The sequence below is a fragment of the Streptomyces sp. Mut1 genome, assembly GCF_030719295.1.
GTDB lineage: Bacteria > Actinomycetota > Actinomycetes > Streptomycetales > Streptomycetaceae > Streptomyces > Streptomyces castrisilvae.
The window spans coordinates 141,807-167,266 of record NZ_CP120998.1 but is presented as its reverse complement, the minus strand read 5'-3'; the positions used below and the strand labels follow the sequence as shown (position 1 = coordinate 167,266).

13 protein-coding genes and 4 pseudogenes are annotated in these 25,460 nt (G+C 72.9%); 11 read left to right on the top strand and 6 right to left on the bottom strand.

Annotation, left to right across the window (positions count from 1 at the left end; translation table 11 throughout):
* Positions 1–25: 25 nt before the first annotated feature.
* From P8A18_RS33655 to P8A18_RS33635, 9 genes and pseudogenes are all read left to right on the top strand, one after another.
* A pseudogene (locus tag P8A18_RS33655) lies at positions 26–8,740 on the top strand (type I polyketide synthase); the annotation flags it as partial.
* Positions 8,723–9,328 (top strand): annotated as a pseudogene (locus tag P8A18_RS34490) (SpnB-like Rossmann fold domain-containing protein); the annotation flags it as partial. The pseudogenes P8A18_RS33655 and P8A18_RS34490, both read left to right, overlap by 18 nt.
* A 24-nt stretch (positions 9,329–9,352) precedes the next feature.
* Positions 9,353–9,913 (top strand): annotated as a pseudogene (locus P8A18_RS34485) (beta-ketoacyl reductase); the annotation flags it as partial.
* A gap of 18 nt (positions 9,914–9,931) precedes the next feature.
* Positions 9,932–10,414, top strand: a pseudogene (locus P8A18_RS34480) (acyl carrier protein); the annotation flags it as partial.
* Positions 10,415–10,618: 204 nt separating this feature from the next.
* Positions 10,619–11,344, top strand: a complete 726-nt coding sequence (locus P8A18_RS34475; protein ID WP_445978210.1) for a thioesterase domain-containing protein — start codon at positions 10,619–10,621, stop codon at positions 11,342–11,344.
* A gap of 194 nt (positions 11,345–11,538) precedes the next feature.
* On the top strand, positions 11,539–12,513 hold the full coding sequence (locus P8A18_RS33650) for an NAD-dependent epimerase/dehydratase family protein (protein WP_306061529.1): 975 nt from the start codon (positions 11,539–11,541) through the stop codon (positions 12,511–12,513).
* Positions 12,514–12,540: 27 nt separating this feature from the next.
* On the top strand, positions 12,541–13,851 hold the full coding sequence (gene rfbH / locus P8A18_RS33645) for a lipopolysaccharide biosynthesis protein RfbH (RefSeq protein WP_306061527.1): 1,311 nt from the start codon (positions 12,541–12,543) through the stop codon (positions 13,849–13,851).
* A 105-nt stretch (positions 13,852–13,956) separates the two neighbouring features.
* Positions 13,957–14,988 (top strand): Gfo/Idh/MocA family protein, encoded by a 1,032-nt coding sequence (locus tag P8A18_RS33640; protein WP_306061525.1) that lies wholly within the window; start codon positions 13,957–13,959, stop codon positions 14,986–14,988.
* The gene (locus P8A18_RS33635) at positions 14,985–16,283 is read left to right on the top strand and encodes a macrolide family glycosyltransferase (RefSeq protein ID WP_306061523.1); all 1,299 of its coding nucleotides are present in this window, start codon (positions 14,985–14,987) and stop codon (positions 16,281–16,283) included. The genes P8A18_RS33640 and P8A18_RS33635 overlap by 4 nt, the downstream gene beginning before the upstream one ends.
* Before the next feature lie 48 nt (positions 16,284–16,331).
* Here P8A18_RS33635 and P8A18_RS33630 read toward each other — a convergent pair whose 3' ends face one another.
* Together P8A18_RS33630 and P8A18_RS33625 are read right to left on the bottom strand one after the other, a co-directional pair.
* A complete protein-coding gene (locus tag P8A18_RS33630) occupies positions 16,332–17,195 on the bottom strand; it encodes a 1,4-dihydroxy-6-naphtoate synthase (RefSeq protein ID WP_306061521.1) in 864 nt (287 codons plus the stop codon).
* 27 nt (positions 17,196–17,222) lie between these two features.
* A complete protein-coding gene (locus P8A18_RS33625; RefSeq protein WP_306061520.1) occupies positions 17,223–17,873 on the bottom strand; it encodes a class I SAM-dependent methyltransferase in 651 nt (216 codons plus the stop codon).
* 195 nt (positions 17,874–18,068) lie between these two features.
* Between P8A18_RS33625 and P8A18_RS33620 the strand changes: the two genes are divergently transcribed.
* Positions 18,069–19,277 carry a macrolide family glycosyltransferase gene (locus tag P8A18_RS33620; protein WP_306061518.1) on the top strand — a complete coding sequence of 403 codons (1,209 nt, stop codon included), beginning with the start codon at positions 18,069–18,071 and terminating at the stop codon, positions 19,275–19,277.
* A 65-nt stretch (positions 19,278–19,342) separates the two neighbouring features.
* On the opposite strand, the gene P8A18_RS33615 is transcribed toward P8A18_RS33620, so the two are convergent.
* Complete coding sequence (locus P8A18_RS33615) at positions 19,343–20,113, bottom strand: helix-turn-helix transcriptional regulator (protein ID WP_018554963.1); 771 nt, start codon at positions 20,111–20,113, stop codon at positions 19,343–19,345.
* Positions 20,114–20,534: 421 nt separating this feature from the next.
* Between P8A18_RS33615 and P8A18_RS33610 the strand changes: the two genes are divergently transcribed.
* The gene (locus tag P8A18_RS33610) at positions 20,535–22,151 is read left to right on the top strand and encodes a beta-N-acetylhexosaminidase (protein WP_306061515.1); all 1,617 of its coding nucleotides are present in this window, start codon (positions 20,535–20,537) and stop codon (positions 22,149–22,151) included.
* A gap of 94 nt (positions 22,152–22,245) precedes the next feature.
* Here P8A18_RS33610 and P8A18_RS33605 read toward each other — a convergent pair whose 3' ends face one another.
* The 3 genes from P8A18_RS33605 to P8A18_RS33595 all read right to left on the bottom strand — a co-directional run bounded on the left by P8A18_RS33605 (position 22,246) and on the right by P8A18_RS33595 (position 25,076).
* Positions 22,246–22,911, bottom strand: coding sequence for an FkbM family methyltransferase (locus tag P8A18_RS33605; protein WP_306061513.1), 666 nt, complete (start codon positions 22,909–22,911; stop codon positions 22,246–22,248).
* Positions 22,912–23,068: 157 nt separating this feature from the next.
* Positions 23,069–24,316, bottom strand: coding sequence for a macrolide family glycosyltransferase (locus P8A18_RS33600; protein ID WP_306061511.1), 1,248 nt, complete (start codon positions 24,314–24,316; stop codon positions 23,069–23,071).
* A 10-nt stretch (positions 24,317–24,326) separates the two neighbouring features.
* Positions 24,327–25,076 (bottom strand): thioesterase II family protein, encoded by a 750-nt coding sequence (locus P8A18_RS33595; protein WP_306061509.1) that lies wholly within the window; start codon positions 25,074–25,076, stop codon positions 24,327–24,329.
* Positions 25,077–25,460 lie beyond the last annotated feature (384 nt).

Genomic DNA, 25,460 nt, shown 5'->3' with positions numbered 1-25,460 from the left:
GCTTCTCGGGTACTTGAAGAAGGTCACGCTTGAGCTTCACGAGACCAAGCAGCGCCTTCACAGCGTGGAATCCGCCGGTACCGAACCCGTGGTCGTGGTCGGTATGGGCTGCCGCTTCCCGGGCGGGGTGAACTCGCCGGAGGAGCTCTGGCGGCTGGTGGCGGACGGCACCGACGCGCTGGAGGCGTTCCCCCCGGACCGGGGCTGGGACGGTCACCAGGGCGTCGGCGGGTTCGTCGAGGGCGTGGCGGATTTCGATGCCGGTCTGTTCGGGATCTCGCCGCGTGAGGCGCTTGCCATGGACCCGCAGCAGCGGTTGCTGCTGGAGGTCGTGTGGGAGTCGCTGGAGCGGTCGGGCATCGCCCCGTACTCGCTGAAGGGACTTCCGGTCGGTGTCTTCGCCGGGACGAACGGCCAGGACTACCCGACCGCGTTGGCGCTGGCGGGGGAGTCCGCCGAAGGCTATGGCGGTACGGGCAGCTCGGGCAGTGTGCTGTCGGGGCGGGTCTCGTACGCGCTGGGGTTCGAGGGCCCGGCGGTCACGATCGATACGGCGTGCTCGTCGTCGCTGGTGGCCATGCACCTTGCCGCGCAGGCGTTGCGGTCGGGTGAGTGCGATCTCGCGTTGGCCGGTGGTGTGACGATCATGTCCACGCCCGGAGCCTTCATCGAGTTCGAGAAGCAGGGGGGCCTTGCCGGTGATGGCCGGTGCAAGGCGTTCTCGGAGGACGCGGACGGTACGGGCTGGGGCGAGGGCGTGGGTGTCCTGGTCCTGGAGCGCCTGTCCGATGCCCAGCGCAACGGCCACCAGATCCTGGCGGTGGTACGCGGCAGCGCGGTGAACCAGGACGGCGCGTCGAACGGCCTCACCGCCCCGAACGGCCCGTCCCAGCAGCGCGTCATCCGCCAGGCCCTGGCCAACTCCGGCCTGACGGCCGCCGAGGTGGACGCGGTGGAGGCGCACGGCACGGGCACCAAGCTGGGTGACCCGATCGAGGCGCAGGCGCTGCTCGCCACGTACGGCCAGGACCGACCGGCCGGTCAGCCGCTCTGGCTCGGCTCGATCAAGTCCAACATCGGTCACACGCAGGCCGCTGCCGGTGTCGCGGGTGTCATGAAGATGATCCTGGCGATGCGGAACGGGACCCTGCCGCAGTCCCTGCACGTCGGAACCCCGTCCTCGCACGTGGACTGGACGGCCGGTGCGGTCGAGCTGCTGTCCGAGCCCCGCGCCTGGCCGCACTCCGAACGGCTTCGTCGCGCCGGAGTGTCGTCCTTCGGGATCAGCGGGACGAACGCGCACGTGATCATCGAGGAGGCGCCGGAGCTTACGCGGGAGCCGGTGGCCTCGGAGCTTGTTCTGCCGGTGGTGCCGTGGCTGGTGTCCGCGAAGACGGCGGCCGGTGTCGCGGAGCAGGCGCGGCGGCTGGCGGCCGGGGCAGAGGGCCTGGACGTGGTGGACGTCGGCCAGTCGCTGGCGACGACCCGTGCCGGGCTGGAGCACCGGGCTGTCGTCCTTGGCGCAGACACGGACGAGCTGCGTACGCGGCTGGGCGAGCAGTTGGCGCCGGTCGTGGCCCGGGACGGTCTGACGGGGTTTGTCTTCTCGGGTCAGGGTGGTCAGCGGGTCGGGATGGGCCGGGAGCTGGCGGAGGTCTTCCCGGTGTTCGCCACGGTCCTGGACGAGGTGTGTGAGCACTTCGAGGGCCTGCGTGAGGTGATGTTCGCTGATGCGGAGGCGTTGAAGAACACCGGTTGGGCGCAGCCCGCGCTGTTCGCCGTTGAGGTGGCGTTGTTCCGGCTGGTCGAGTCGTGGGGGGTCCGCCCGGACTACCTCGTCGGCCACTCGGTGGGTGAGCTGGCCGCCGCGCATGTCGCCGGGGTGCTGTCCCTGGCGGATGCGTGCCGGCTGGTGTCGGCGCGTGCGGGTCTGATGCAGGCGTTGCCGGCGGGTGGTGCGATGTGGGCGGTACGGGCGACCCCCGAGGAGGTCACCCCGCTACTGACCGACGGTGCTTCGATAGCAGCGGTGAACGCCCCCGGCCAGGTCGTCGTCTCCGGCACGCGCGAGGCCGTCGAAGCGGTGGCCGCTCAGCTCCCCGACCGCCAGGGCCGCTGGCTGGAGGTCAGCCACGCCTTCCACTCGCACCTGATGGACCCGATGCTCGCCGAATTCACCAACGCGGCGGGCGAGTTGACGTACGACATCCCGCGCATCCCGATCGTCTCCACCCTCACCGCCGAGCCGGTCGCCGAGTTCACCGCCGCCTACTGGGCCGACCAGGTCCGAGGCACGGTCCGCTTCGCCGACGCGGTCATCCGGCTCAAGGCCCTGGGCGTCACCCGGTTCCTCGAACTCGGCCCCGACGCCACGCTGACCGGTGCCATCGATGAGACGTACGACGGTGACGCCCTCGCCGTGGCGGCGCTGAACCGTAAGCAGCCCGAACCGGCCACCGCCGTCACCGCGCTCGCCCGGCTCTGGGCGGACGGAGCCGACGTCGACTGGGCGGCGTTCTACGCCCCGACCGGCGCACGCACCATCGACCTGCCCACGTACGCCTTCCAGCACCAGCGCTACTGGCCGACCGCCCGGTTCATGGCGGGCCCTGTTCCGCTCGGTTCCGTCGGGGCCGGGCACCCGCTGCTCCAGGCCGTGATCAGCCTGGCGGACTCGGGGGACGTGCTGTTCCTGGGCGGGCTCTCGGCGCAGGCGCACCCCTGGCTGGCGGACCACCAGGTGGCGGGGCGGATCGTGTTCCCCGGCACCGGGTTTCTCGATCTCGCCCTGTGCGCCGGGGAGCACGTCGGCTGCGAACGCGTCGAGGAGCTGACCCTGACGGCGCCCCTGGTGATCCCGGAGGACGGTGTCGTCCACGTGCAGTTGCTGGTCGGCGCGCTGGACGCCACCGGCTGCCGCTCCGTACAGGTCTCCTCCCGGCAGGACGGCGAGCCCGCCGACCGGTGGACGCGTCACGCCACCGGCCTGCTCGCCCCGGCCCGGGACGAGGAACCGGCGTACGACCTCGGCCAGTGGCCCCCGGACGGCGCGCGGGAGCTGGACACGGCCGGGCTCTACGCGGCCCTGGCCGGGCTCGGCCTTCAGTACGGTCCCGTCTTCCGCGGGCTGCGCCGGGCGTGGCGGCGGGACGACGAGGTCTTCGTCGAGGCCCTGCTCGACGACCCCGCCCAGCCGTCGGGCGCCGATGCCTACCCGCTGCACCCCGCCGTCCTGGACTCGGTCCTGCACGCGATGGCGCTCGGCGTCACGGGTGACGGGGCGGGCGGGGGCGAAAGCGGGTCCGGGCAGCTGCCGTTCTCCTGGAACGGGGTGTCCCTGCACGCGGTGGGGGCCGGTGCCCTGCGGGCGCGCCTCACGCTGGGCGGGCCGGACGGCGTCTCCGTCCAGGTGGCCGACGTCACCGGCCGGCCCGTCGCCGAGGTGGACGCGCTGACGCTGCGGCCGATGGCCACGGACGCGCAGGACTCCGAAGGCTCCGAGGGCTCCGGCGCCGCAGCATCGGTGGACGGCGCCCCGAAGGACGCCCTGTTCCGGCTGGACTGGACGCGGATCGCGACGCCCGACCCGCTCTCCGGGGCCGACGCGCCCGGCTGGGCGCTGCTCGGCGAGGACGGCGGCCCGTCCGCGTACCCCGACCTGACGGCCCTGCGCGCGGCGGTCGACGCCGGGCAGCCCCTGCCCGATGTGGTCGTGACCCGGGCGACCGGAGGAGCGACGGCCGGCGGCGAAACGGCCGACCGTACGCACGAGGCCGTCCTGCGGACCCTCGCACTCCTCCAGGACTGGCTCTCCGACGAGCGCTTCGGCTCCACCCGCCTGGTCCTCGTCTGCGAAGGCGCGGTGGCGGTCCGGCCCGATGAGAATGTGTCGGACCTGGCAGGCGCGGCCGTCTGGGGGCTCGTGCGCTCGGCGCAGTCCGAACACCCGGACCGGTTCCAACTCATGGATTGGGACGGGGAGTTGAGCGAGGCCGCCGGTCTCGCTCAGGGCTCGTCCGAGCCGCAGCTCGCCGTCCGGGGCGGGGGGCTGTTCGCCTGCCGTCTGGCCGCCGCACCGCCGACGGCCGAGGCCCCCGTGTACGACCCCGAGGGCACCGTGCTCGTCACCGGAGCCACCGGTGAACTCGGCGGAGTGATCGCCCGGCACCTGGTCACCGCCCACGGCGTCCGGCACCTGCTGCTGCTCAGCCGGCGCGGGCCGGCCGCGCCGGGCGCCGCCGGGCTGGTCGCCGAGCTGACCGGCCTCGGCGCCGAAGTCGGCCTCCTCGCCTGCGACGCTGCGGACCGGGACGCCCTGGCCGCCGCGCTCGCCACCGTGCCCGACGCACACCCGCTGACTGGAGTCGTGCACACAGCCGGTGTCCTCGCGGACGCGACGGTGACGTCCATGACGCCGGAGCAGGTGGCGCGGGTGCTGCGGCCCAAGGTGGACGCCGCACTGCACCTGCACGAACTGACGCGCGACGCGCCGCTGTCGGCGTTCGTCCTGTTCTCCTCGGTCTCCGCCGCGCTCGGCGCGCCCGGACAGGGCAACTACGCGGCCGCCAACGCCTTCCTCGACGCGCTCGCCCAGCGCCGCCGCACCGAAGGACTCCCCGGGCTCTCCCTGGGCTGGGGCCTGTGGGACGGCTCGGGCGAGATGACCGGCGAACTCGGCGAGGCCGACCGGCGGCGCATGGCGCGCGGCGGTGTGGTGCCGCTGTCCGTCACCGACGGCACCGCCCTGTTCGATCTGGCGGCCGCCACCGGGCACGCCGCCGTGCTGCCCGTCCGTCTCGACCTCGCCGTACTGCGGGAGTCCGCCGAACACCTGCCGCCGGTCTTCCGAGGCCTGGTCCGCGCCCCGCGCCGGCGCGCCGCCGCCGCCGGCACGGCCACGGCGGACTCGCTGACCGGCCGGCTCACCCCGCTCCCGCCCGAGGAGCGGTTCGCCGCCCTGTGCGAACTGGTCCGGGAACGGGCGGCAACCGTGCTCGGCCACGGCTCGGCCCACGACGTGGCGCCCGACCTGCCCTTCCGCGAGCTGGGCTTCGACTCGCTCACCGCGGTCGAACTGCGCAACCACCTCAACGCCGCGACCGGGCTGCGGCTCTCCGCGACCCTCGTCTTCGACCACCCCACCGCCGAGGCCGTCGCCCGCCATGTGCTGGAGCGGCTGTTCGGGGAGGAGCCCGCCGAACCGGCCGCGCCCGCACGGCGCGCGGGCCGCGCGGACGCCGACGACCCCATCGTCATCGTCGGCATGGCCTGCCGCTACCCCGGCGGCGTCCGCAGCCCCGACGACCTGTGGGACCTGGTGCGTACCGGCTCCGACGGCGTCACCCCCTTCCCCGACGACCGGGGCTGGGACCTGGAGCGGCTCTACGACGCCGACCCGGACACCGGGGGCGCGAGCTATGTGCGCGAGGGCGGGTTCCTGCACGAGGCGGCCGAGTTCGACGCGGCGTTCTTCGGGATCTCGCCGCGCGAGGCGCTGGTCATGGACCCGCAGCAGCGCCTCCTCCTGGAAACGTCCTGGGAGGCCGTCGAATCCGCGGGAATCGACCCCGCCACCCTGCGCGGCCGGCGCACCGGGGTCTTCGCGGGCGTCATGTACCACGACTACCTGGCCCGGCTGCACACCATCCCCAAGGGCGCCGAAGGGTTCCTCGGCACCGGTTCGGCCGGCAGCGTCGTCACCGGCCGCGTCGCCTACCTGATGGGCCTCGAAGGACCCGCGGTGACGGTCGACACCGCCTGCTCCTCCTCGCTGGTGTCGCTGCACCTCGCGGCACAGGCACTGCGCGCGGGCGAGTGCGACACGGCGCTGGCCGGCGGGGTGACCGTGATGGCGACCCCGGGCACCTTCATCGACTTCAGCCGGCAGCGGGGCCTCGCCCCCGACGGCCGCTGCAAGTCCTTCTCGTCCACCGCCGACGGCACCGGATGGGCCGAGGGCGTCGGCATGCTGATGCTGGAGCGGCTCTCCGACGCGCGCCGCCACGGACACCGCGTACTGGCGGTCGTCCGCGGCTCGGCCGTCAACCAGGACGGCGCGTCCAACGGCCTGACCGCGCCCAACGGCCCCGCCCAGCAGCGCGTCATCCGGCAGGCCCTGGACCGGGCCGGGCTGCGGCCCGCCGAGGTGGACGCCGTCGAGGGCCACGGCACCGGAACCGTGCTCGGCGACCCCATCGAGGCCCAGGCACTGCTGGCCACCTACGGCCAGGACCGGCCGGAGGACCGGCCGCTGTGGCTCGGCTCCCTCAAGTCGAACATCGGGCACGCCCAGGCCGCCGCGGGCGTCGGCGGCATCATCAAGATGGTGCAGGCCATGCGGCACGGCGTGCTCCCGCCGACCCTGCACGTGGACCGGCCGAGCGAGGAGGTCGACTGGGCGGGCGGGCAGGTCGAACTGCTCACCGAGACGGTCTCCTGGCCCGAGACCGACCGCCCCCGCCGGGCCGGTGTCTCCTCCTTCGGCATCAGCGGCACCAACGCGCACGTCATCCTGGAGGCCCCGGCAGGGCGGCAGGCGGCCGGAGCGGCGCCCGCCACCCGGCCGGCGCCGCCCGTGCTGCCGCTGATGGTGTCGGCCCGCACCGAGGCGGCCGTGCCCGGCCAGGCCGCCGCCCTGCGCGACCACCTCGCACGGCACCCCGGGCTCGACCCGCTCGACGCCGCCTACTCGCTCGCCACCACCCGGCCCCTCTTCGACCACCGGGCGCTCACGGTCGCCACCGACCGGGAAGGACTGCTCGCCGGGCTGGACGCCATCGCGGCCGGCACCACCGCACCGGGCGTCGCACACGGCCGGGCCGCGCGGCGCCGGGTCGCGGTGCTGTTCACCGGACAGGGCAGCCAGCGCGTCGGCATGGGCAGCGAGCTGTACGCGTCCGCGCCCGCGTTCACCGAGGCCCTGGACGCGGTGTGCGCCCACCTCGACACCGAACTCGGCACTTCCCTGCGCGAGTTGATGTTCACCGACGAGGAGGCCCTGTCGGGCACGGGGTACGCGCAGCCCGCGCTGTTCGCCCTCGAAGTGGCCCTGTACCGGCTGCTGGAGTCCTTCGGCGTCGTCCCCGACGAGCTGGCCGGCCACTCGGTCGGGGAACTGGCCGCCGCCCATGTCGCGGGCGTCCTGTCCCTGCCGGACGCCTGCCGGCTGGTCGCGGCCCGCGCCCGGCTGATGCAGGCGCTCCCGGCGGGCGGCACGATGCTGGCGCTGCGGGCGACGGAGGCGGAGGTCACCCCCCTGCTGGGTGAGGGCGTGGACCTCGCCGCGGTCAACGGCCCCAGGGCCGTGGTGCTGTCGGGCGAGGAGGAAGCCGTCCTCGCGGTGGCCGGGCGGTTCGCGGACCGCCGGGCCAAGCAGCTGCGGGTGAGCCACGCCTTCCACTCGGCCCGGATGGACCCGATGCTGGAGGAGTTCCGCCGGGTCGCCGAGTCCGTCACCTACCGGCCGGCCGAGATCCCCGTCGTGCCGACCGGCGGCCTGCTCGCCGCCGAGCCGGACGCCTTCGGGACACCGGAGTACTGGGTGCGGCAGGTCCGCGAGACCGTGCGCTTCCACGACGCGGTCACCCGGCTGCACACGGCCGGGGCCGGCACCTTCGTCGAACTCGGCCCGGACCCCGTTCTCACAGCCGCCGTCGGGGAGTGCCTCGCGGGCGACGACACCGAGGACACCGGGGCGGCACCGGTCGTGCGCGCCGCCGTCCTGCGCCGCGGCCGGTCCGAGACCGGGACGCTCGCCGCGGCGCTCGCCCCGCTGCTCGTCCACGGAAGCGGGGTGCGGCGGCCGGAGTTCTACGAGGGCACGGGGGCGCGCCGCGTCGACCTGCCGACGTACGCGTTCCACCACCAGCGGTACTGGGCCGAGAACGCCTCGGCCCCGGCCGACCTGGCGGGCGCCGGACTCAGCGGCGCCGACCACCCGCTGCTCGGCGCCTGCGTCCCGCTCTCCGGCGGCGGGTCCGTCTGCACCGGGCGGCTCTCCACCGCCGCCCACCCGTGGCTCGCGGACCACCTCGTCGCCGGGGCGGTGCTGCTGCCCGGCACCGCGCTCGTCGACCTGGCCGTGCACGCGGGCGACCACGCCGGCTGCGCGCTCGTGGACGAACTGGTGCTGTCCGCGCCCCTCCCCCTGGACGCGGGCGACCGGCAGCTCCAGGTCCTGACCGGGCCCGCGGGCCCGGCCGGGAACCACACCGTACGGATCTCCTCCCGGCCGGCCGACGCACCGGCCGAGGCGCCCTGGACGCTGCACGCGACGGGGACACTCGCCGCTGCCGCCCCGTCCGGCGGGGAGCCGTTCGACACCTCCGTCTGGCCGCCGCACGGCGCGCTGGAGGTTCCGCTCGACGGGCTCTACGAAGGCGACCAGGACCCGGACGGGACCGGCGTCGCCTACGGCCCCGCCTTCCAGGGGCTGCGTGCGGCCTGGCGGCGCGACGGCGAGCTGTACGCCGAGGTGGCGCTGCCCGAACCGGCCCCGCAGGACACCGGGCGGTACGGGCTGCACCCCGCCCTGCTCGACGCGGCCCTGCACGGACTCGCCCACCTGCTGCCCGGTGCCGCCGGCCGGCTCGTGCCGTTCTCCTTCGCGGGCGCCGCCCTGTACGCGCAGGGCGCCACCGCACTGCGCGTACGGCTCACCGCGACCGGCGCCGAGGAAGTGGCGCTCAGCGCCGTGGACCCGGCAGGGCGGGCGGTCGCCACGATCGCCTCGCTCACGCTGCGGCCCCACGCCGTCGGACGCCCCCGCGAGGCGTCACCCGCCGACGGGCTGTTCCGCGTCGACTGGCAGCCGGTCCCGGAGACGGGCGCGGAGCAGGGCGCGGATCAGGGCCGCTGCGCGCTGGTCGGCACGGACGCGCTGGGCATCATGGACACGCTGACCGGGGCGGGAGTGTGGACCGAGTCGTTCGCCGACCTGGAGGCCCTGTCGGCCGCGGCCTCGGCGGGCATGACCCTGCCCGGGACCGTCCTGGTCTCCGTCGCCTCCGACCTCGGGGCCGACCCCGCCCGCGCCGTACGGGACATCACGGGCGAGGCGCTGCGGACCGTGCAGACCTGGGTCGCCGACGAGCGGTTCGCCGGGGCGAGGCTGGTCTTCGTCACCCGGGGCGCGCTCGGCGACGGCACCGGGCGCCCGGACGACCTGGCGTGTGCGCCGCTCTGGGGCCTGGTGCGGACCGCCCAGTCGGAGAACCCCGGCCGCTTCCACCTCGTGGACCTCGACGAGGCGGCGGCATCGGTCCTCGCCCTGCCCGCGGCCTTCCGCACCGGAGAACCCCAACTGGCGATCAGGGGCGGTGAGTTGCGCGCGGCCAGGCTTGCCCGGGTCGCCGTGTCCGAGGAGCCGGGCACCGCCTGGGACCCGGACGGCACCGTGCTGGTCACCGGGGCCACGGGCGCCCTCGGCGGCCTGGTCGCCCGGCACCTGGTCACCGGGCACGGCGTACGGCACCTGCTGCTGCTCAGCCGCAGCGGACCGGCCGCCCCCGGCGCCGGGCCCCTGCGGGCCGAACTCGCGGAGCTGGGCGCCGAAGTGACCCTGGCCGCCTGCGACACGGCCGACCGGGACGCCCTGGCCGGGGCCCTGGCGGCGGTCGACCCGGCCCATCCGCTGACCGCCGTCGTCCACCTGGCCGGCGTCCTGGACGACGGGGTGATCACCTCGCTCACACCGGACCGGTTCGACGCGGTGCTGCGCGCCAAGGCGGACGCCGCGCTCCACCTGCACGAACTCACCCGCGACACCGGGCTGGCCGAATTCGTGCTGTTCTCCTCGTCGGCGGCCACCTTCGGCACCCCCGGCCAGGCCAACTACGCGGCCGCCAACGCCTTCCTCGACGCCCTGGCGGAGCAGCGGCGCGCCGACGGGCTGCCGGGCCGCTCGCTCGCCTGGGGCGCCTGGGAGCACGGCATGGCCGGCCGGCTCGACGGGGTGGACCGGGGCCGCATGGCCCGGGGCGGTGTGCTCGCCCTGAGCGACCGGGACGGGCTCGCGCTCCTGGACACCACGCTCCGTGCCGACGGCGCCCAGTTCGTGCCCATGCGGCTCGACACGGCGGCGCTCGGCCCGGACACCGCCCCGCTGCTGCGCGGCCTCGCCCGCCCGGCGGCCCGGCGCACCGCCGCTTCGTCCGGCACCGGGCACGCCGCCGGTCCCCGGCTGCGGGAACTGGCCGGGGCGGCCCGCCGGGACGCGGTGCTCGACCTGGTGCGCGGCGCCACCGCCGCCGTACTCGGACACGCGTCGGCCGACGCCGTCCAGCCCGAGCAGCCGTTCCTCGAACTCGGCCTGGACTCCCTGACATCGGTGGAGCTGCGCAACGCGGTGGCGGCGGCGACCGAGCTGCGGCTGCCGGCCACCGTCGCCTTCGACCACGCCACGCCGCTCGACCTGGCCGGCCACCTGGACACCCTGCTCGGCACGGCACCGGCCGGCGCGGCGGACGGTGCGGATGCGGCGCCCGTCGCCGCCTCCGACACCGACGAGACCATCGGCCGGCTGTTCCGCCGGGCCTGCGAGGAGCGCAGGCTGCGCGAGGGCTTCGAGCTGCTGCAGAGCGTCGCCCGGCTGCGGCCGACGTTCGCCGACGCCGACGAGGTGGCCGAGTCCCCGACCTCGGTCCGGCTGGCCAAGGGCGCCGAGCCGGTCCGGCTGGTCTGCTTCAGCTCGCAGGTGGCGCTCGCGGGTGTGCACCAGTACGCGCGGTTCGCCTCGGCGTTCCGTGACGTACGGGACGTCACCGCGCTCGCGGTGCCCGGATTCGCGACGGGTGAGGCGCTGCCGGCGACCGAGGACGCGCTGATCGGGCTGCTGGCGCGGATGGTGCGCGAGCAGGTCGGGGACGCGCCCTTCGCGCTGCTCGGCTCGTCGTCCGGTGGTGTCCTCGCCTACGCGACGGCCGCCCGGCTGGAACGGGAGGGCCGGGCCCCGGCCGGGGTCGTGCTCGTCGACACCTATGTGCCGGGCGACGACTCGCTCGGCCAGTTCGAGGACCAGCTGCTCGGCGGCATGTTCGAACGGGAGGCCGGCTTCGCGCGGATGGACGCCGCGCGGCTGTCCGCGATGAGCTGGTACTTCAACCTGCTCGGCGGCTGGCGGCCGGGCCCGCTCGCCTCACCCGTGCTGCTCGTACGGGCCGGGCAGCCGATGCCCGGCGGCGAGGGGCTGGCCCCGGAGAAGTGGCAGACGGGCTGGAGCGAGGCGGGCCGCGTCGTGGACGTGCCCGGCAACCACTTCACGATGATGGAGGACCTGGCCCACACCACCGCCGAAGCCGTCGACCGCTGGATACGGGAGCAGCCGGCCCAGCCGGACGGCTCCTGAGCCGATCGCGCCGCGCGGCCCGGTCCCCTGAGCAAGGGGGGCCGGGCCGCGCGTGCATCGGGGGAAACACCCAGAGATTGGGTGCATGGCCCCGCGGCGGCTGTGTGCATTCCCGGGGCGCGTGGATAGTGGCGGCAGTGACGACCGCCCGGCCGGGCCGTCGCCCCAACGGACCAGACATCCGGGAGTCGTTGATGGACCCAGTGGGTTCCGCGGACCGGCGGCCGACCGCCGTGGTGCTCGGCGCCAGTGGCTTCGTCGGCCGCAATGTGTGCGCCGCGCTGCGCGACGCGGGCCGCCCCGTGGCCGCCGTCGCCCGCAGCACCGACCACCTGCCCGAGGGCTGCCGCCCGGTGGCCCTGGACCTCACCCGAGGTGACCCCGCGGAGCCGGCCGCCGCACTCGCCGCCCTGCGGCCCGGCCTGGTCGTGAACGCGGCGGGCGCCCTGTGGAACGTCACCGACGACCAGCTGACCGAGGGCAACGTGACCCTGGTCCAGCGGCTGGTCGACGCCGTCGCCGCCCTGCCGGGGCCGGTGCGGCTCGTACACATCGGTTCGGCGTACGAGTACGGCACGCACCCCGGCAAGAAGCTGACGGAGACACTGCCGGGCCGCCCCGTCGGCCGGTACGCGCAGACCAAGCTCGCCGGCACCCGGGCCGTCGTCCGCGCCGCGGCGCTCGGGCGGGTGGACGCGACCGTGCTGCGGATTCCGATCGCGCTCGGCCCGTTCACGCCCGGCGACAGCCTGCTCGGGGGGTTCGCCCGGCAGCTCGCCGCGTACCCCGCCGAGGTGCGGCTGCCGCCGCTCGACGGCGTACGCCGGGAGCTGGTCGACATCCGGGACGTGGCCGACGCCGTGCTGTGCGCGGCGCGCGCGGACCGGCTGCCGCCCATCGTCAACGTCGGCTCGGGCGTCCTCGTCCGGCTGACCGACACCGTGGACGAGCTGATCCGGATCGCCGGGGCGGACGGGCCGGCCCCGGCGGTCGTGCGCGGCCCGGCGGCCGCCGTACGCCGCGACGCCGGAGCCGGCGACCGGCCCCTGGACACCGGCCTGGCACGGCGGGAGCTGGGCTGGGCCCCGGCCCGCACCGTGACCGACGCGCTGCACGCCCTGTGGGGCAGCCTCCGCGTCCCCGTACCCATGCCACGACACCACATCTGACCACCACAGCGGACGAGGAGGGCATCCATGAACGACGCCGACGTGCAGTCCATCATCGAGCTGACCCGCAAGTACCACCGGGACCAGGAGGCCTCCGGGCAGGAATTCGTCCCGGGAGTCACCCCGATCCTTCCGGCCGGCGCGGTTCTCGACGAGGACGACCGCGCCACGCTGGTGGAGCACGCGCTCCAGATGCGGATCGCCTCCGGCGCCACCGCGCTGCGCTTCGAGCGGAAGTTCGCCAAGGCGGTTGGCGTCCGCAAGGCCCACCTGACGAACTCGGGCTCGTCCGCCAACCTGCTGGCGCTGGCCTCGCTCACCGTGCCGGAGCTGGAGGACCGCCGGCTGCGCCCCGGCGACGAGGTGATCACCGTCGCCGCCGGCTGGCCGACCACCGTCAACCCCATCGTGCAGTGCGGTCTCGTGCCGGTCTTCGTCGACGTGGACCTCGGCACGTACAACACGACGCTGGAACGGGTCGAGGCAGCGATCGGCCCGCGCACCAGGGCCATCATGATGGCGCACACCCTCGGCAACCCCTTCGAGGCCACCGAGATAGCCCAACTGGCCGAGGACCGGGGGCTGTTCCTCGTCGAGGACAACTGTGACGCCCTGATGTCGACGTACCAGGGACGCAAGACCGGCACATTCGGGGACTACGCCACCGTCAGCTTCTACCCGGCCCACCACCTCGCGATGGGCGAGGGCGGATGCGTGCTCTCCAACAGTGTGGAGCTGGCCCGGATCACCGAGTCGATGCGCGACTGGGGGCGCGACTGCTGGTGCGAGCCGGGCGAGGACAACAAGTGCCTCAAGCGCTTCACGTACCAGATGGGTGATCTGCCGCACGGCTACGACCACAAGTACATCTTCTCGCACATCGGTTACAACCTGAAGTCGACCGACCTCCAGGCCGCCCTGGGCCTGAGCCAGCTCAGCAGGGTCGACGACTTCACCGCCGCCCGCAAGCGCAACTGGAAGCGGCTGCGCGACGGGCTCGAAGGGGTGCCCGGCCTGCTGCTGCCCGAGGCCACCCCCGGCAGCGACCCGAGCTGGTTCGCCTTCGTCCTCACCCTCACCGAGGACGCCCCCTTCAGCCGCGCCGAACTGGTCGACTTCCTCAACGCCCGCCGCATCGGCACCCGGCTGCTGTTCGCCGGCAACCTCGTGCGCCACCCCGCGTACCTCGACGTGGAGCACCGGATCAGCGGCGGTCTCGAGAACAGCGACATCATCATGGAGCGCACGTTCTGGATCGGCGTGTACCCCGGCATCACCGCCGAGATGACCGACTACATGGTCGCCTCCATCCGCGAGTTCGTCGCCAAGCACCGCTGAGCCGGCCGGTCTCGCGCACCGCTGCGGTCCGCAGGAAGAGGGACACCATGGAGCCAACGCCACACACCTTTCCGACCGCCCCCGGCCCCGTCCGCGGGAGAGGCCGTGTCTGACACCGAACCGACGGGCATCGGAGTCCTGGGCGCCGCCGACATCGCCTGGCGCCGCACCATCCCGGCCATCCTCGGCTGCCCCCGGCTGCGGCTGGTGGCGGTCGCCAGCCGCACCGCCGACAAGGCGCGTACGTTCGCCGACCGCTTCGGCTGCGAGGCGGTGACCGGCTACGAGCGGCTGCTCGCCCGCGAGGACATCCGCGCCGTCTACATCCCGCTGCCCAACGCGCTGCACGAACAGTGGGCGCACGCCGCCCTGCGGGCCGGCAAGCACGTCCTGGTGGAGAAGTCGCTCACCGCGAGCGCCGAGGCCGCGGAAGACCTGGCCAGGACCGCGCGGGAACGCGGTCTGGCCTTCATGGAGAACTTCGCCTTCCTCCACCACACCCAGCACCAGCGGGTCCGCGACCTCGTCGCCGAGGGCGCCATCGGCACCCCCCGCGTCCTCACCGCCTCCTTCGGTATCCCGCGAGCCGACCGCGGACTCATCCGCTACAGCCGCGCACTGGACGGCGGAGCGCTCCGGGAGACCGGCTGCTACCCGGTCCGGGCCGCCCAGCTCTTCCTCGGCGACGGCATCGAGGTCCTCGGCGCCCGGCTCGGGTTCGAGGAGAAGGACGGCTGCGACATGGCCGGATCGGTGCTGCTCGCCGACGGCGCCGGCCTCACCGCCCAGTGCGACTTCGGCCTGGACCACGCCTACCGCAACACCTACGCGCTCTGGGGCAGCGAAGGGCGGATCGAGGTCGACTGGGCCTTCACCCCGCCCCCCGACAAACAGCCCCGGCTGCGGGTGAGCCGGGGACAGCACACCGAGCAGCTGACCCTGCCGGCCGCCGACCAGTTCCTGCGCGCGGTCTCCGCCTTCGCCGAGGCCTGCACCGACCCGGCGGCGCGCGCCCCGCACGCCGCCGACGCCGTCCGCCAGGCCTCGTTGCTCGAATCGGTCCTGGGCCGGGCCGGCATCTTCGAAACAGCTGCCCGCGGCCGGCTCGGACCGGCCCGGGACGAGGAGCACTCATGACCCCCGCCAGACCCAACGGCCCCCTGGACAGCACCGTCCCCACCCAGCCCGGACCGCCCGGACGCCACGTGCTGTGGCTGGGCTTCCCCTCGTACGGGCACCTCAAGGCGACCCTCGGCATGGTCGAGGAACTCGTGCGGCGCGGCCACCGCGTCACCTACGTGGTCTCCGAACGGTACGCGGCCGCCGTCGAGGCCACCGGAGCGCGCGTCGTGTCCTACGCCTCCGACTTCCCGCAGACGATCACCTCCTTCGAGACCGCGACGACGATGCTCGTGGCCTTCCTCAGGGAGAGCTACGCCCCTCTGGAGGTGGCGCTGGCGGCCGCGGCCGACGACCCGCCCCACCTGGTCGTGCACGACGCGCTCGCCTCCGACACGGCGGCAGCGGTGAGCCGGCGGTACGGGGTGCCGATGGTGCGCACCTACGCCGGCTTCGGCACCAACGAACAGGTGCCGCAGAACGGGACCGAGGCCGACCCCGCGCACGCCCCGGTGGACCCGGGCGACCCGCTGCTGCTCGACCTGGCGGCCGAGCTGACCGCACGCGTCGAGGCGGCCGGCGTCGCCGGCCTGTTCGCCGACCGGATGGCCGGCGGCGACGACACCGCGGTCAACATCTCGTTCGTGGCCAAGGAGTTCCAGATCAAGGGGGAGACGTTCGGCGACGACTACCTCTTCGCCGGCCCCTGCCTGCGCGCGGCGGACTTCGCGGGAGAGTGGTCGCCCCCGCCCGGCGCCCCGCCGGTGCTGCTGGTCTCGCTCGGCACCTCGGTCAACTGCCGCCCCGACTTCTTCCGGCGCTGCGCCGAAGCCTTCGCCGGCACGCCGTGGCACCTCGTGATGACCCTCGGCAGCGGCATGGACCCGTCGGACCTCGGGCCGCTGCCGCCCAATGTCGAGGCCTGGTCGTGGCTCCCGCACCTGGCGGTGCTGGAACACGCCACCGCGTTCGTCTGCCAGGGCGGCACGGGAAGCCTGATGGAGGCGTTCCACCAGGGCGTCCCGGTGGTGGTGGTGCCCCAGCAGCAGGACCAGGTGGCGATCGCGCGGCAGGTCGTCGACCTCGGCGTCGGCCGGTCGATCAGCCCCGGTGATCTCGACGCCGGCACCCTGCTCTCCGCCGTCGAGGCCATCGCCGGTGACGACGAGGTGCGCGGCCGGGTGGCGGAGCTGAGCCGGGGGGTGCGTACGGCACCGGGGGCCGCCGCGGTCGCCGACCGCCTGGAGGCCGTCATGGCCGCCCGTGCCACCGCCGCGGCCACGCCCGCTGCCACCGCCGCGGCCACGCTCTGACGCCGGCGGAGGAGCAGCCCCGGGGGAAGGCCCGGGGCTGCTCCTCCGTCACCGCGCGGAACCGACGGGGTCCAGCGCGCCGGGCGGGAACGCGGGGACCGCCCCCGCCTCCACGGCCCGGTCCAGCAGGACCCGGACCGCGGCGAGACCGTCCGCACCGAGGTCCTCGGTGTACTCGTTGACGTACAGCTCGATGTGCTGCTTCTGCACCTCGGGCGCGATCTCCTGCGCGTGCGAGCGCACATGGTCCCGTGACGCCCCCGGGTCGGCCCAGGCGTGCCGGACGGACGCGCGGACGGCCTCGGTGATGGCCGTGAGCCGCTCGGGGCCCAGATCGCGCCGGGCGACGATCGCGCCGAGCGGGATGGGGAGCCCGGTCCGTTCCTCCCAGGCCTCGCCGAGATCGACGAGGCGGTGCAGACCGTACGTGTCGTATGTGAAGCGGGCCTCGTGGATCACCAGGCCCGCGTCCACCTCACCGTCCCTGACAGCCGGCATGATCCGCTCGAACGGCATCACCACGGTGCGCACCTCCTGCCCCGGCAGGGCCTCTCGGGCCCAGAGCCGGAACAGCAGGTAGGCGGTGGAGCGCTCGGTGGGGATCGCCACGACGCGCCCGGCGAGGTCCGCCGGTTCGCAGGCGGTACGGGTGAGCAGCAGCGGCCCGCAGCCGTGACCGAGCGCGCCGCCGCAGGGCAGCAGCGCGTACCGGTCCAGGACGTGGGGCAGCGCCCCGTACGAGATCTTCAGTACGTCCAGCTCGCCCCTGGCCGCCATGCCGTTGGTGACGTCGATGTCGGCGATGGTGACCTCGGGGGAGGGCACCCCGGGCAGCAGCCCGGCCGTCCACGCGTGGAAGACGAACGTGTCGTTGGGGCAGGGCGAGTGGGCGAGGTCCAGAGGGCTTGCCATGACTTTCCTGTTCCTTCGGCTGAGCGGCTAACGGGTCAGGTCCCACAGCCCGAGGTACTTGTTGGGGGAGTTCTCGGGGATGATCTCCAGCGGCTCTCCGAGGGAGAACGGGGCCAGCGTCAGATCGAGCTTCGCGTGCCGCAGGCTCGGCTCGCAGACCCGCGCGTAGTTGGAGAAGGCGCCCTGCTCCGGGACGGGATCGCTGGCGTAGCTCGTGGTGAGCAGGTACCGGCAGGAGCCGCGGAACCGCTCCAGCGCGGGCAGGATCATGTCGTTCGGCAGGTGGATGAACACATCCCGGCAGACCAGCAGATCGGCCCGGCGCAGCACGGTCGACGCGATGTCCACGACCTCCAGCCGGTAGCCGCGCTGCCTCAGCTCGGGCCAGGTGGCCCGCTCGTGGACGTCGTAGCCGATGTAGTCGACGTCGTCGAGGTCCATCGTGCTCATCCACGCCAGATCGCCGCAGCCGGCGTCGTTGAGCGTCTTCACGTCGTACGACTCGATGATGGTGCGCAGTCCCTTGCGGACCAGCTGGGTGTGCGGCTCGCTGGAGCCCCAGCCGCAGACCGTGTCGGGAGCCTGGTCGGGCCAGCCCCGGGAGAAGACGTCCAGGCCGGGGCTGGGCCGGCGCTGGTGGAGCTCCCGTGTGTCGGCGTAATCTGCTGGGTGGATCACGGCATCTCGCTCTCTTCTCAGGAACGGGTCATCGGACCCACGGGAGCACGGAGCCCGCGCGCGGAACCACACCGGCGGCAGGACACCAGGTGTTCTCCCGAACTCCACGGCGAACTGCAGCAACGGACTGGTGAAAGGCCCAGTGTTGGGCCGGTGCGGGCGGCCACCGGCGCCGCCGCTGGCAAGCTGCTGCCCATGTCGTCGTACCACGTGGCGTTTCTGCCGTTTCCCGCGTTCGGACACATCAACACGACGCTCCCCGTCGTCTCGGAACTGGTGCGCCGCGGCCACCGCGTGACCTTCGCGACCAACGCGCGCTTCGCGCCGCTGGCCGCCGCGGCCGGCGCGAAGGTGCTGGAGTACGAGTCCTGGCTCGCCTCGCGCAAGCTGCCCGACCGGGTGGACGCGGACTACCTGGTGCGCGAGCCGGTGCGCTCGATCGACGAGGCCATCGCCACCGTTCCGGTGTACGAGGCCGGGTTCGGCGACGACCTTCCGGACGTGCTGCTGTACGACGTCAGCACCTTCGCCGCCGGCCGGGTGCTGGCCCGCAAGTGGCAGCGGCCCGCCATCGAGCTGTTCGCGACCTTCGCCTCCAACGAGCACTACTCGCTGACGCAGCAGATCGGCGCGCTGTACGCGGACGAGATCGACCGGGAGCACCCCGCGCTCATCGACTTCTTCGTGAAGCAGGGCAAGCTGCTGGGTGATCACGGCCTCGGGGACGTCACCCTGGAGGAGTTCAACGCGGCGGCCGACGACGCGAACCTGGTGTTCCTGCCGCGGCGGTTCCAGCCCGCCGCCGAGACCTTCGACGACCGGTTCGCCTTCGTCGGCGCCTGTCTCGGCGACCGGGCCCACGACACCACCTGGAAGCCGCCGGGCGACGGCCGTCCGGTGCTGCTGGTGTCGATGGGCAGCTTCAGCTTCGACCACCAGAAGGACGCGCTGCGCACCTGGGCCGAGGCCTTCGCGGACAGCGACTGGCAGGTGGTCGTCTCGGCGGGCGCGCTGGCCGAGGACGAGGACCTGCCCACGGTGCCGGACAACGTCGAACTGCACCGCTGGGTGCCTCAGCTGTCCGTGCTGGAGCACGCGGACGCGTTCGTGTCGCATGCCGGGATGAACAGCGTGATGGAGGCGATGTACTTCGGGACGCCGGTGGTCGCGGTGCCGCACATGCCCGAGCAGCGGCTCGTCGCCGACCGGCTCCAGGAGCTGGGGCTCGGCGTGCACGTGCCGCAGGCCGAGGCGACCGGGGAGCGGGTGCGCGCGGAGGTGGACCGCATCGTGCGGGACGGGCACACCCGTGAGCGGGTCGGCGGGCTGAGCCGGGCGATGCGGGCCGTCGACGGGCCGGTGCTCGCCGCGGACTACGTGGAGAGGGTGGCCGCGCGCAGGTGACGTCAGGCGCGGGGCCACCCTCGGATACGGGTTCGTACAGCGGGTGCGGGTCCGTCCGGCCCCGGTCAGTCGCCGCTGTCCTGCCGGGAGCCCCGGGGCGCGCGGTCGGTTCCCTGGCGGTCCGGGCGGATGTACTCGGGGAGGATCCTGGGCGGCCAGCAGCCGATGCTGAACATGCCCATCGAGTACGCCTTCGCCGCGAGCGCGGTGCGGTTGGGCACCTTGAACTGCCGCAGCAGGATGCTCACGTGGTACTCGACGCCCTGGCGGCTGAGGAAGAGCTTGGCCGCCAGGCGCACGGTCGGGTCCCCGGCCGCGACCCCCTCCAGGACCTTCGCGGTGAGGGCGGTCAGCTTCCGCTGCGACCCGACGAGTTCCTGGCGGTCGTCGGCCGGCTCCTCCGGGGTGAACTGCGCCATGATCATCTTGACCCGGCCGCTGTCGTCCCGCACCGGGAAGGCGGCGAGCTTGCCGGAGACCGCGGTGTCGTGGAACCACATGGCGATGGAGCGGCTGACGACCGGGGCGTGGTGCTCCTGGACGAGCCGGCCGAACTGGCGCAGCACGTACTGCCGCACGCTCGGGTGGAGGAACTCGGCGAAACTCCGGTCGCAGATATCGTCCGGATAGCGTCCGCACTGGGTGCTGAAGGCGTTGTTGACGGAACGTATCCGCAGGGTCGGATCGAGTATCGCGAGACCGACTCCCGAGCGTTCGAACATCGAGAGGACCACGGCGCTGTATTCGTCGCTCCGGATCTCCGCCGTGAACAGGGATGATTCGGCGTCGAGCAGTCCGTCGACGGCATGGAGCGGTCTTCGCGCAGTGACGGACATTTCCCCCGCCGTCTGTGGAAAATCGCTCCTCGTGCTGGTCTCCGCATGGAACATGTCCGCCACACCTTCCCCGATTTGTGTGTATCGGCGAGCGCTCAGCAGCCTAGGAGCGCATGGCCGGATATCGGTGCAGTCCTGGTCGGGTCTGACTCGTGCGCTATCCGGTTCGTCCCGGAGGCGGACCTTTGTGACGGCCGACGGTACGGGGAACGGGGCGCCGGGAGGGGGGCCGCACGGGATCCGTAGGGACTCTTCTAGCGGTGGTTCCGGCGGGCGGCCGCGAACACTAGGGGTTCCGCTAGCCGATGTTGACCAAAGCTTGAACCTCGTTGGGAATCGGGACGCCAAGCCACTTAGACGGGAAACACGGTTGCAGATGAGAGTGAGTGCAAGTCCATCGAGCCCCTGGCGCAGCCGGGGCATGAGAATGTCCGTCACCGGGGTCGTGATGGCGCTGACGGTGACACTGTCCAGCGCGGCGGTCTCGGCAAGCAGCCCCAACCCGGCGGTCTCGACCGTGAAGGGGGCCGTTCCGCTCACCTCGGTGGTGCCCCAGCCGGTCAGCATCCGGACCGCCAACGGCGTCGCCTTCGACCTGAAGCAGAGCGACGCGATCTACGCGACGCGGAACTCGTCCGACGCGAAGGACGCCGCGAACTTCCTCGCCGGCCTGCTGCGGGTTCCCACCGGCTATCCGCTGAAGGTGCGCGATGTGCCCGCCGGGGCGAAGCCGCGCGGCATCGTGCTGTCGCTCGGCGGCAAGAACGCGGTGACCAAGAAGGAGGGGTACCGGCTCGACATCAGCCGCAACACCATCACCATCGAGGCCGACGACCGCTCGGGCCTCTTCAACGGCGTGGCCACGCTGCGCCAGCTGCTGCCGGTGAAGGTGGAGCGCAAGCAGCAGATGCCCGGCCCGTGGCGGGTCCAGGGCGGCACCATCGACGACGCGCCGCGCTACGCCTACCGGGGCGCGATGATCGACGTGGGCCGGCACTTCCTGCCGAAGCCCGACGTCGAGAAGTACATCGACACGGTCGCCCGCTACAAGGTCAACTACGTGCGTCTGCACCTGACGGACGACCAGGGCTGGCGCATCGAGATCAAGTCCTGGCCGGAGCTGACCAAGGTCGGTGCCGAGTCCGGTGCGGGCGGCGAGGGCGGGGGCTTCTACACCCAGGAGGACTACAAGGAGATCGTGCGGTACGCGCAGGCGCGCGGCGTCACGATAATTCCCGAGATCAACGGCCCCGACCACACCCACGCGGCCCTGGCCTCGTATCCCGAGCTCACCTGTGACGGCAAGCCGATCGAGCCCTACCTCGGCTACCCCAAGAGCGACGAGGGCGTGCTGTGCCTGGACAACCCGACGACCTATGAGTTCATGGACGACGTCATCGGCGAGGTCGCGGCGCTCAGCCCGAGCCCGTACTTCGCCGTCGGTGGCGACGAGACGTTCGGGCGCACCAAGGAGCAGCTGGACACCTACTTCGCCAAGATCGCGAAGACGGTGGAGAAGCACGGCAAGAAGCCGATGGGCTGGATGGAGGCGGCCGGTTCGCTTCCCGCGAAGGACTCGCTGACGGAGTTCTGGGTCCCCGGCATCAACGAGGACCAGATCATCGCCTCCGCCAAGGCGGGCAGCAAGGTCATCATGGCGCCGGCGATGTACACCTACCTCGACCAGAAGTACACGGAGACCTACCCCGAGTACCCGGTGGGCCAGACGTGGGCCGGTCCGACGTCGGTGGAGGGCTCCTACGACTGGGACCCGGAGGGCCAGCTCGAAGGGCTGCCGGCGTCCGCAGTGGGCGGGGTCGAGTCGACGATCTTCACCGAGACCGTCTTCGGCATCAACCAGATGGAGAACCTGGCCTTCCCGCGGCTTCTGTCGGTCGCCGAGGTCGGCTGGGCGAAGGCGTCCTCGCACGACTGGAAGAAGTTCGAGCCGCGTCTCGCGGCGCAGGGACCGCGGCTGCGTGAGGCGCGGGTCAACTACTACCTGACGCCCGAGATCGACTGGCCGCTGGGGAGCTGAGATTCCGGCCCCCGGGAGCACGGCATCGCCCGGCCGCAGCAATGCGGCCGGGCGATGCCGTTGTGGCCCGTGGGGCCGGGCTCGTGCCTTCGGCTCAGGCGCGTACGGCCCGGACCATGTAGTACTGGTCCGCCGCCTCGGTGAGCGGCGCCCGCTCCGGCGTGACCTCGAAGCCGTGGCCGCGCAGGATCTCGCAGACCCGCTCCAACTGGCCGTCCAGGTCGCAGACCTCGGCGATCACCCGGCGGACGCGAGGCCACTGGGCGTCGTCGACGCCGAGCAGCACATCGGGTTCGGCGCCCTCCACGTCCACTTTGAGGAGCGCGATCTCCCGGTCCTCGGGGAAGAACGCGGCGATCCGTTCGACGTCGACGGTCACCTTCTCCGCGGTGTAGAACTCCTCGGCCAGGTCCCCGTGCTGCTCGGCCATCTGGGCCTTCGGCCCTTCCTTGATCTCCGGGTAGCGGGTCGAGTTCGCCGGGAGCAGCGGGAAGAACGAAAATTCGACGCCCGCCTCCGGGGCGCTGCCGAGCGCGGTCTCGTGCAGGGTCACATCGCTGAGGCCGTGCAGTTCGACGTTCTTCCGGAAGAGCGCGATGTTGTTCGGCATCGGCTCGAACGAGTGGACTTCCGCGTCCGGATATCTGCTCTTGATGTACAGGGCGAACATTCCGATGTTGCCGCCGGCGTCGAGAACTGTGGGGGCGTCACCGAGATCCAGACCGTCGTAGCAGCCCTGCTGGAAGATTTCATCATACATGTATTGCGCTTCGAGGGGGCTTTGCGTGTAGACCTTGAGTTCGCCACCCAGTTCAACAAGCTCCGTCACGGATGCTCCAGTGTTCGGTCTGGACAATTGATGGGTGGGGGGATTTTGAGGCGCTATTCGCTTGTACGGTTTCGACGGCGTACGTCTTTCACGTATCGGCGTCCTGGAATTCGGGTACCGGGGCGGGCCGCCGGGCCGCCGCGACCGGCTCGGCGAGCCAGCCGTCGATGAGCCGGGCGGCCCGGGCCGGGCCGCCCGCCGCCAGCATCTCGGTGCGCATCCGGGCGACCTGCCGGCGGATGCGGTCGGAGTGCGCGACGGTCTCCACCGCTTCGCGCAGGCGCTCGGGCGTCAGTTCGTGGCCGGGCAACGCGACCCCCACACCGAGTTCCTCGGTGCACCGGCCGTTGACCCGGTCCTCGGGGGTGTACGTGATGACCACCAGGGGTTTGCCGAAGGAGATCGCCTCCAGCATCGTGCTGATGCCGGCATGGCACACCACGGCCGACGCGTGCGGGAGGACGGTGTTGAACGCCAGCCACTCGTGCATCTCGACGTTCGCCGCGCCCCGGGCGGCGGCCCGGCCGGCCGGCAGGTTGCCGGGCCCGACCGCCATGACGAGGTGCCAGTCGCTCCCGTCGAAGGCCTCCACACAGTCCGTGAAGAAGCCCGGCCGGTCGTTCACCTCGGTGCCCAGCGTGATCAGGGCCACCGGGCCGTCCCCCGAAGGGCGCTGCCAGGAGCCGGTGCCCGGCCGGTCGGCCGGGAGGCTGTGCCCGGTGAAGGTGTAGCGGTCGTCGAACGTCTCACCGTGCGGCTGGAACGACCTCGGCAGCAGCACCACGTTGCGGGAGTCGAAGTTGGCCAGGAACGCCGCCGCGGTCTCCGGATCGGCCTCCTCGGCGGCCAGGTGCTCCATCAGGAGATCCAGGCACGTCTGGAGGCTCTCGCTCGTCCCGTCGAAGACCTCGTGCGACAGCGCGTAGTGCTCGTTGGCGGCGACGTACGGGAACAGCTGCACGGTGGGACAGTCCCACCGCTGCGCCGCCGTACGCGCAGCGAAGAAGCTTTCGAGGTCGTACAGGATCAGGTCGGGGACGTCGTCCGCGAGCGCCTCAAGGGCCCGCGGCAGGATCACGTCCATCGACTCCCGCAGGAATGTCAGGCCCAGCGCCCCGATGTCCTCACCGGTCACGGTCCCCTCACCGAGCCGGCTGCGCCGCGAGGTGTAGCGGACCGCCCCGGCGCCGACGGCGGCCACCCGGTCGGCGAACTTCTCGTCCACGACATAGGTGACCCGGTGGCCCAGCGAGATGAGGCAGCGGCTGATCTCCAGCGTCGGGTTCACATGCCCGTAGCCCGGGAACATGAAGATCGCGACGTGCCGTGTTGTCATGACTCCTCCGTCATCGCAGGGCCGGCTCCGCGAGCTGATCACCGATCAGCCGCAGGACCTCCGCGGTGTGGTCGAGCAGATAGAAGTGGCCCCCGGAGTACGTCCTCAGGTCGAAACCGCCGTCCGTGTGCCCGCTCCAGGCCGCGACCTCCTCGACCGTCGCCTTGGGGTCGCTGTCGCCGGTCAGCGCGGTGACCGGGCAGCGCAGCCGGGGGCCGGGCGTGTACCGGTAGGTCTCCGCCGCGCGGTAGTCGCCCCGGATGGCGGGCAGCACCATCCGCAGCAGCTCCTCGTCGCCGAAGACCTGCTGGCTCGTACCGCTGAGCGCGCGCACGTCCGAGATCAGCCCGTCGTCGTCACGCAGGTGCACCTGCTCGTCCCGGTGCGCCGAAGGGGCCCGCCTGGCCGAGGCGAACAGGCGCAGCGGGAAGGTTCCCCGCGCTTCCAGACGCCGGGTGACCTCGAACGCGAGCGTCGAGCCCATGCTGTGCCCGAAGAACGCGAAGGGGCGGTCGACGGCCTCGGTGACGGCCTCGGCCACCCGGTCCGCCAGCGTGCCCAGATCGTCGATCAGCGCCTCGTGGCGCCTGTCCTGACGGCCCGGGTACTGCACGGCCAGGACTTCGACCCGGGGGCGCAGTGCCTGCGCGACCGGCCGGTAGAAGGAGGCCGAACCGCCTGCGTGGGGCAGGCAGACCAACTGGACCTTCGCCTCCGCACTCGGGAAGTACCGCCGAATCCACAAATCGGTGTCGATCATGCTGGCCCCTTCGGCCTTCGTCAGGTCGCGGACGCGGCGGGCGCCCACCTGTGCCGGGGCACCGCCGACGTCCGCCGCTGGACCCAAGGAGAAGCGCTTCCCGCCCGCCCGGCGGGCCGTGGCGGCGGGATCTGAGTGAACACCTAGAAACCCCCGGACCCACCGGGACGGGCCCGTCCGGCCGTGTTCATCTGGGCGCGGCGTGAGACCGCTCGCGCGCCCACGAGGGCGGCGCGGCGAGCTTCCCCCAGGGACTGTCCGGCGGATCTTCGTGGATCAGCCCGCGGCGAGAGTGCGTGCCAGGCGTCGCGGGCCCGCGGAGATCCGCCGGACAGGCCCGAGGCGCCCGGGACCGGGTTTCACCGAGATCGCGGAATAGCGCGG

Excerpts from the sequence above, each read along its gene's own strand:
- P8A18_RS33635 (WP_306061523.1), top strand. The coding sequence starts at position 14,985 with ATGACCCCCGCCAGACCCAACGGCCCCCTGGACAGCACCGTCCCCACC.
- P8A18_RS33620 (WP_306061518.1), top strand. The coding sequence starts at position 18,069 with ATGTCGTCGTACCACGTGGCGTTTCTGCCGTTTCCCGCGTTCGGACAC.
- P8A18_RS33615 (WP_018554963.1), bottom strand. The coding sequence starts at position 20,113 with ATGTCCGTCACTGCGCGAAGACCGCTCCATGCCGTCGACGGACTGCTC.
- P8A18_RS33650 (WP_306061529.1), top strand. The coding sequence starts at position 11,539 with ATGGACCCAGTGGGTTCCGCGGACCGGCGGCCGACCGCCGTGGTGCTC.
- rfbH (WP_306061527.1), top strand. The coding sequence starts at position 12,541 with ATGAACGACGCCGACGTGCAGTCCATCATCGAGCTGACCCGCAAGTAC.
- P8A18_RS33605 (WP_306061513.1), bottom strand. The coding sequence starts at position 22,911 with ATGTATGATGAAATCTTCCAGCAGGGCTGCTACGACGGTCTGGATCTC.
- P8A18_RS33610 (WP_306061515.1), top strand. The coding sequence starts at position 20,535 with ATGAGAATGTCCGTCACCGGGGTCGTGATGGCGCTGACGGTGACACTG.
- P8A18_RS33630 (WP_306061521.1), bottom strand. The coding sequence starts at position 17,195 with ATGGCAAGCCCTCTGGACCTCGCCCACTCGCCCTGCCCCAACGACACG.
- P8A18_RS33595 (WP_306061509.1), bottom strand. The coding sequence starts at position 25,076 with ATGATCGACACCGATTTGTGGATTCGGCGGTACTTCCCGAGTGCGGAG.
- P8A18_RS33600 (WP_306061511.1), bottom strand. The coding sequence starts at position 24,316 with ATGACAACACGGCACGTCGCGATCTTCATGTTCCCGGGCTACGGGCAT.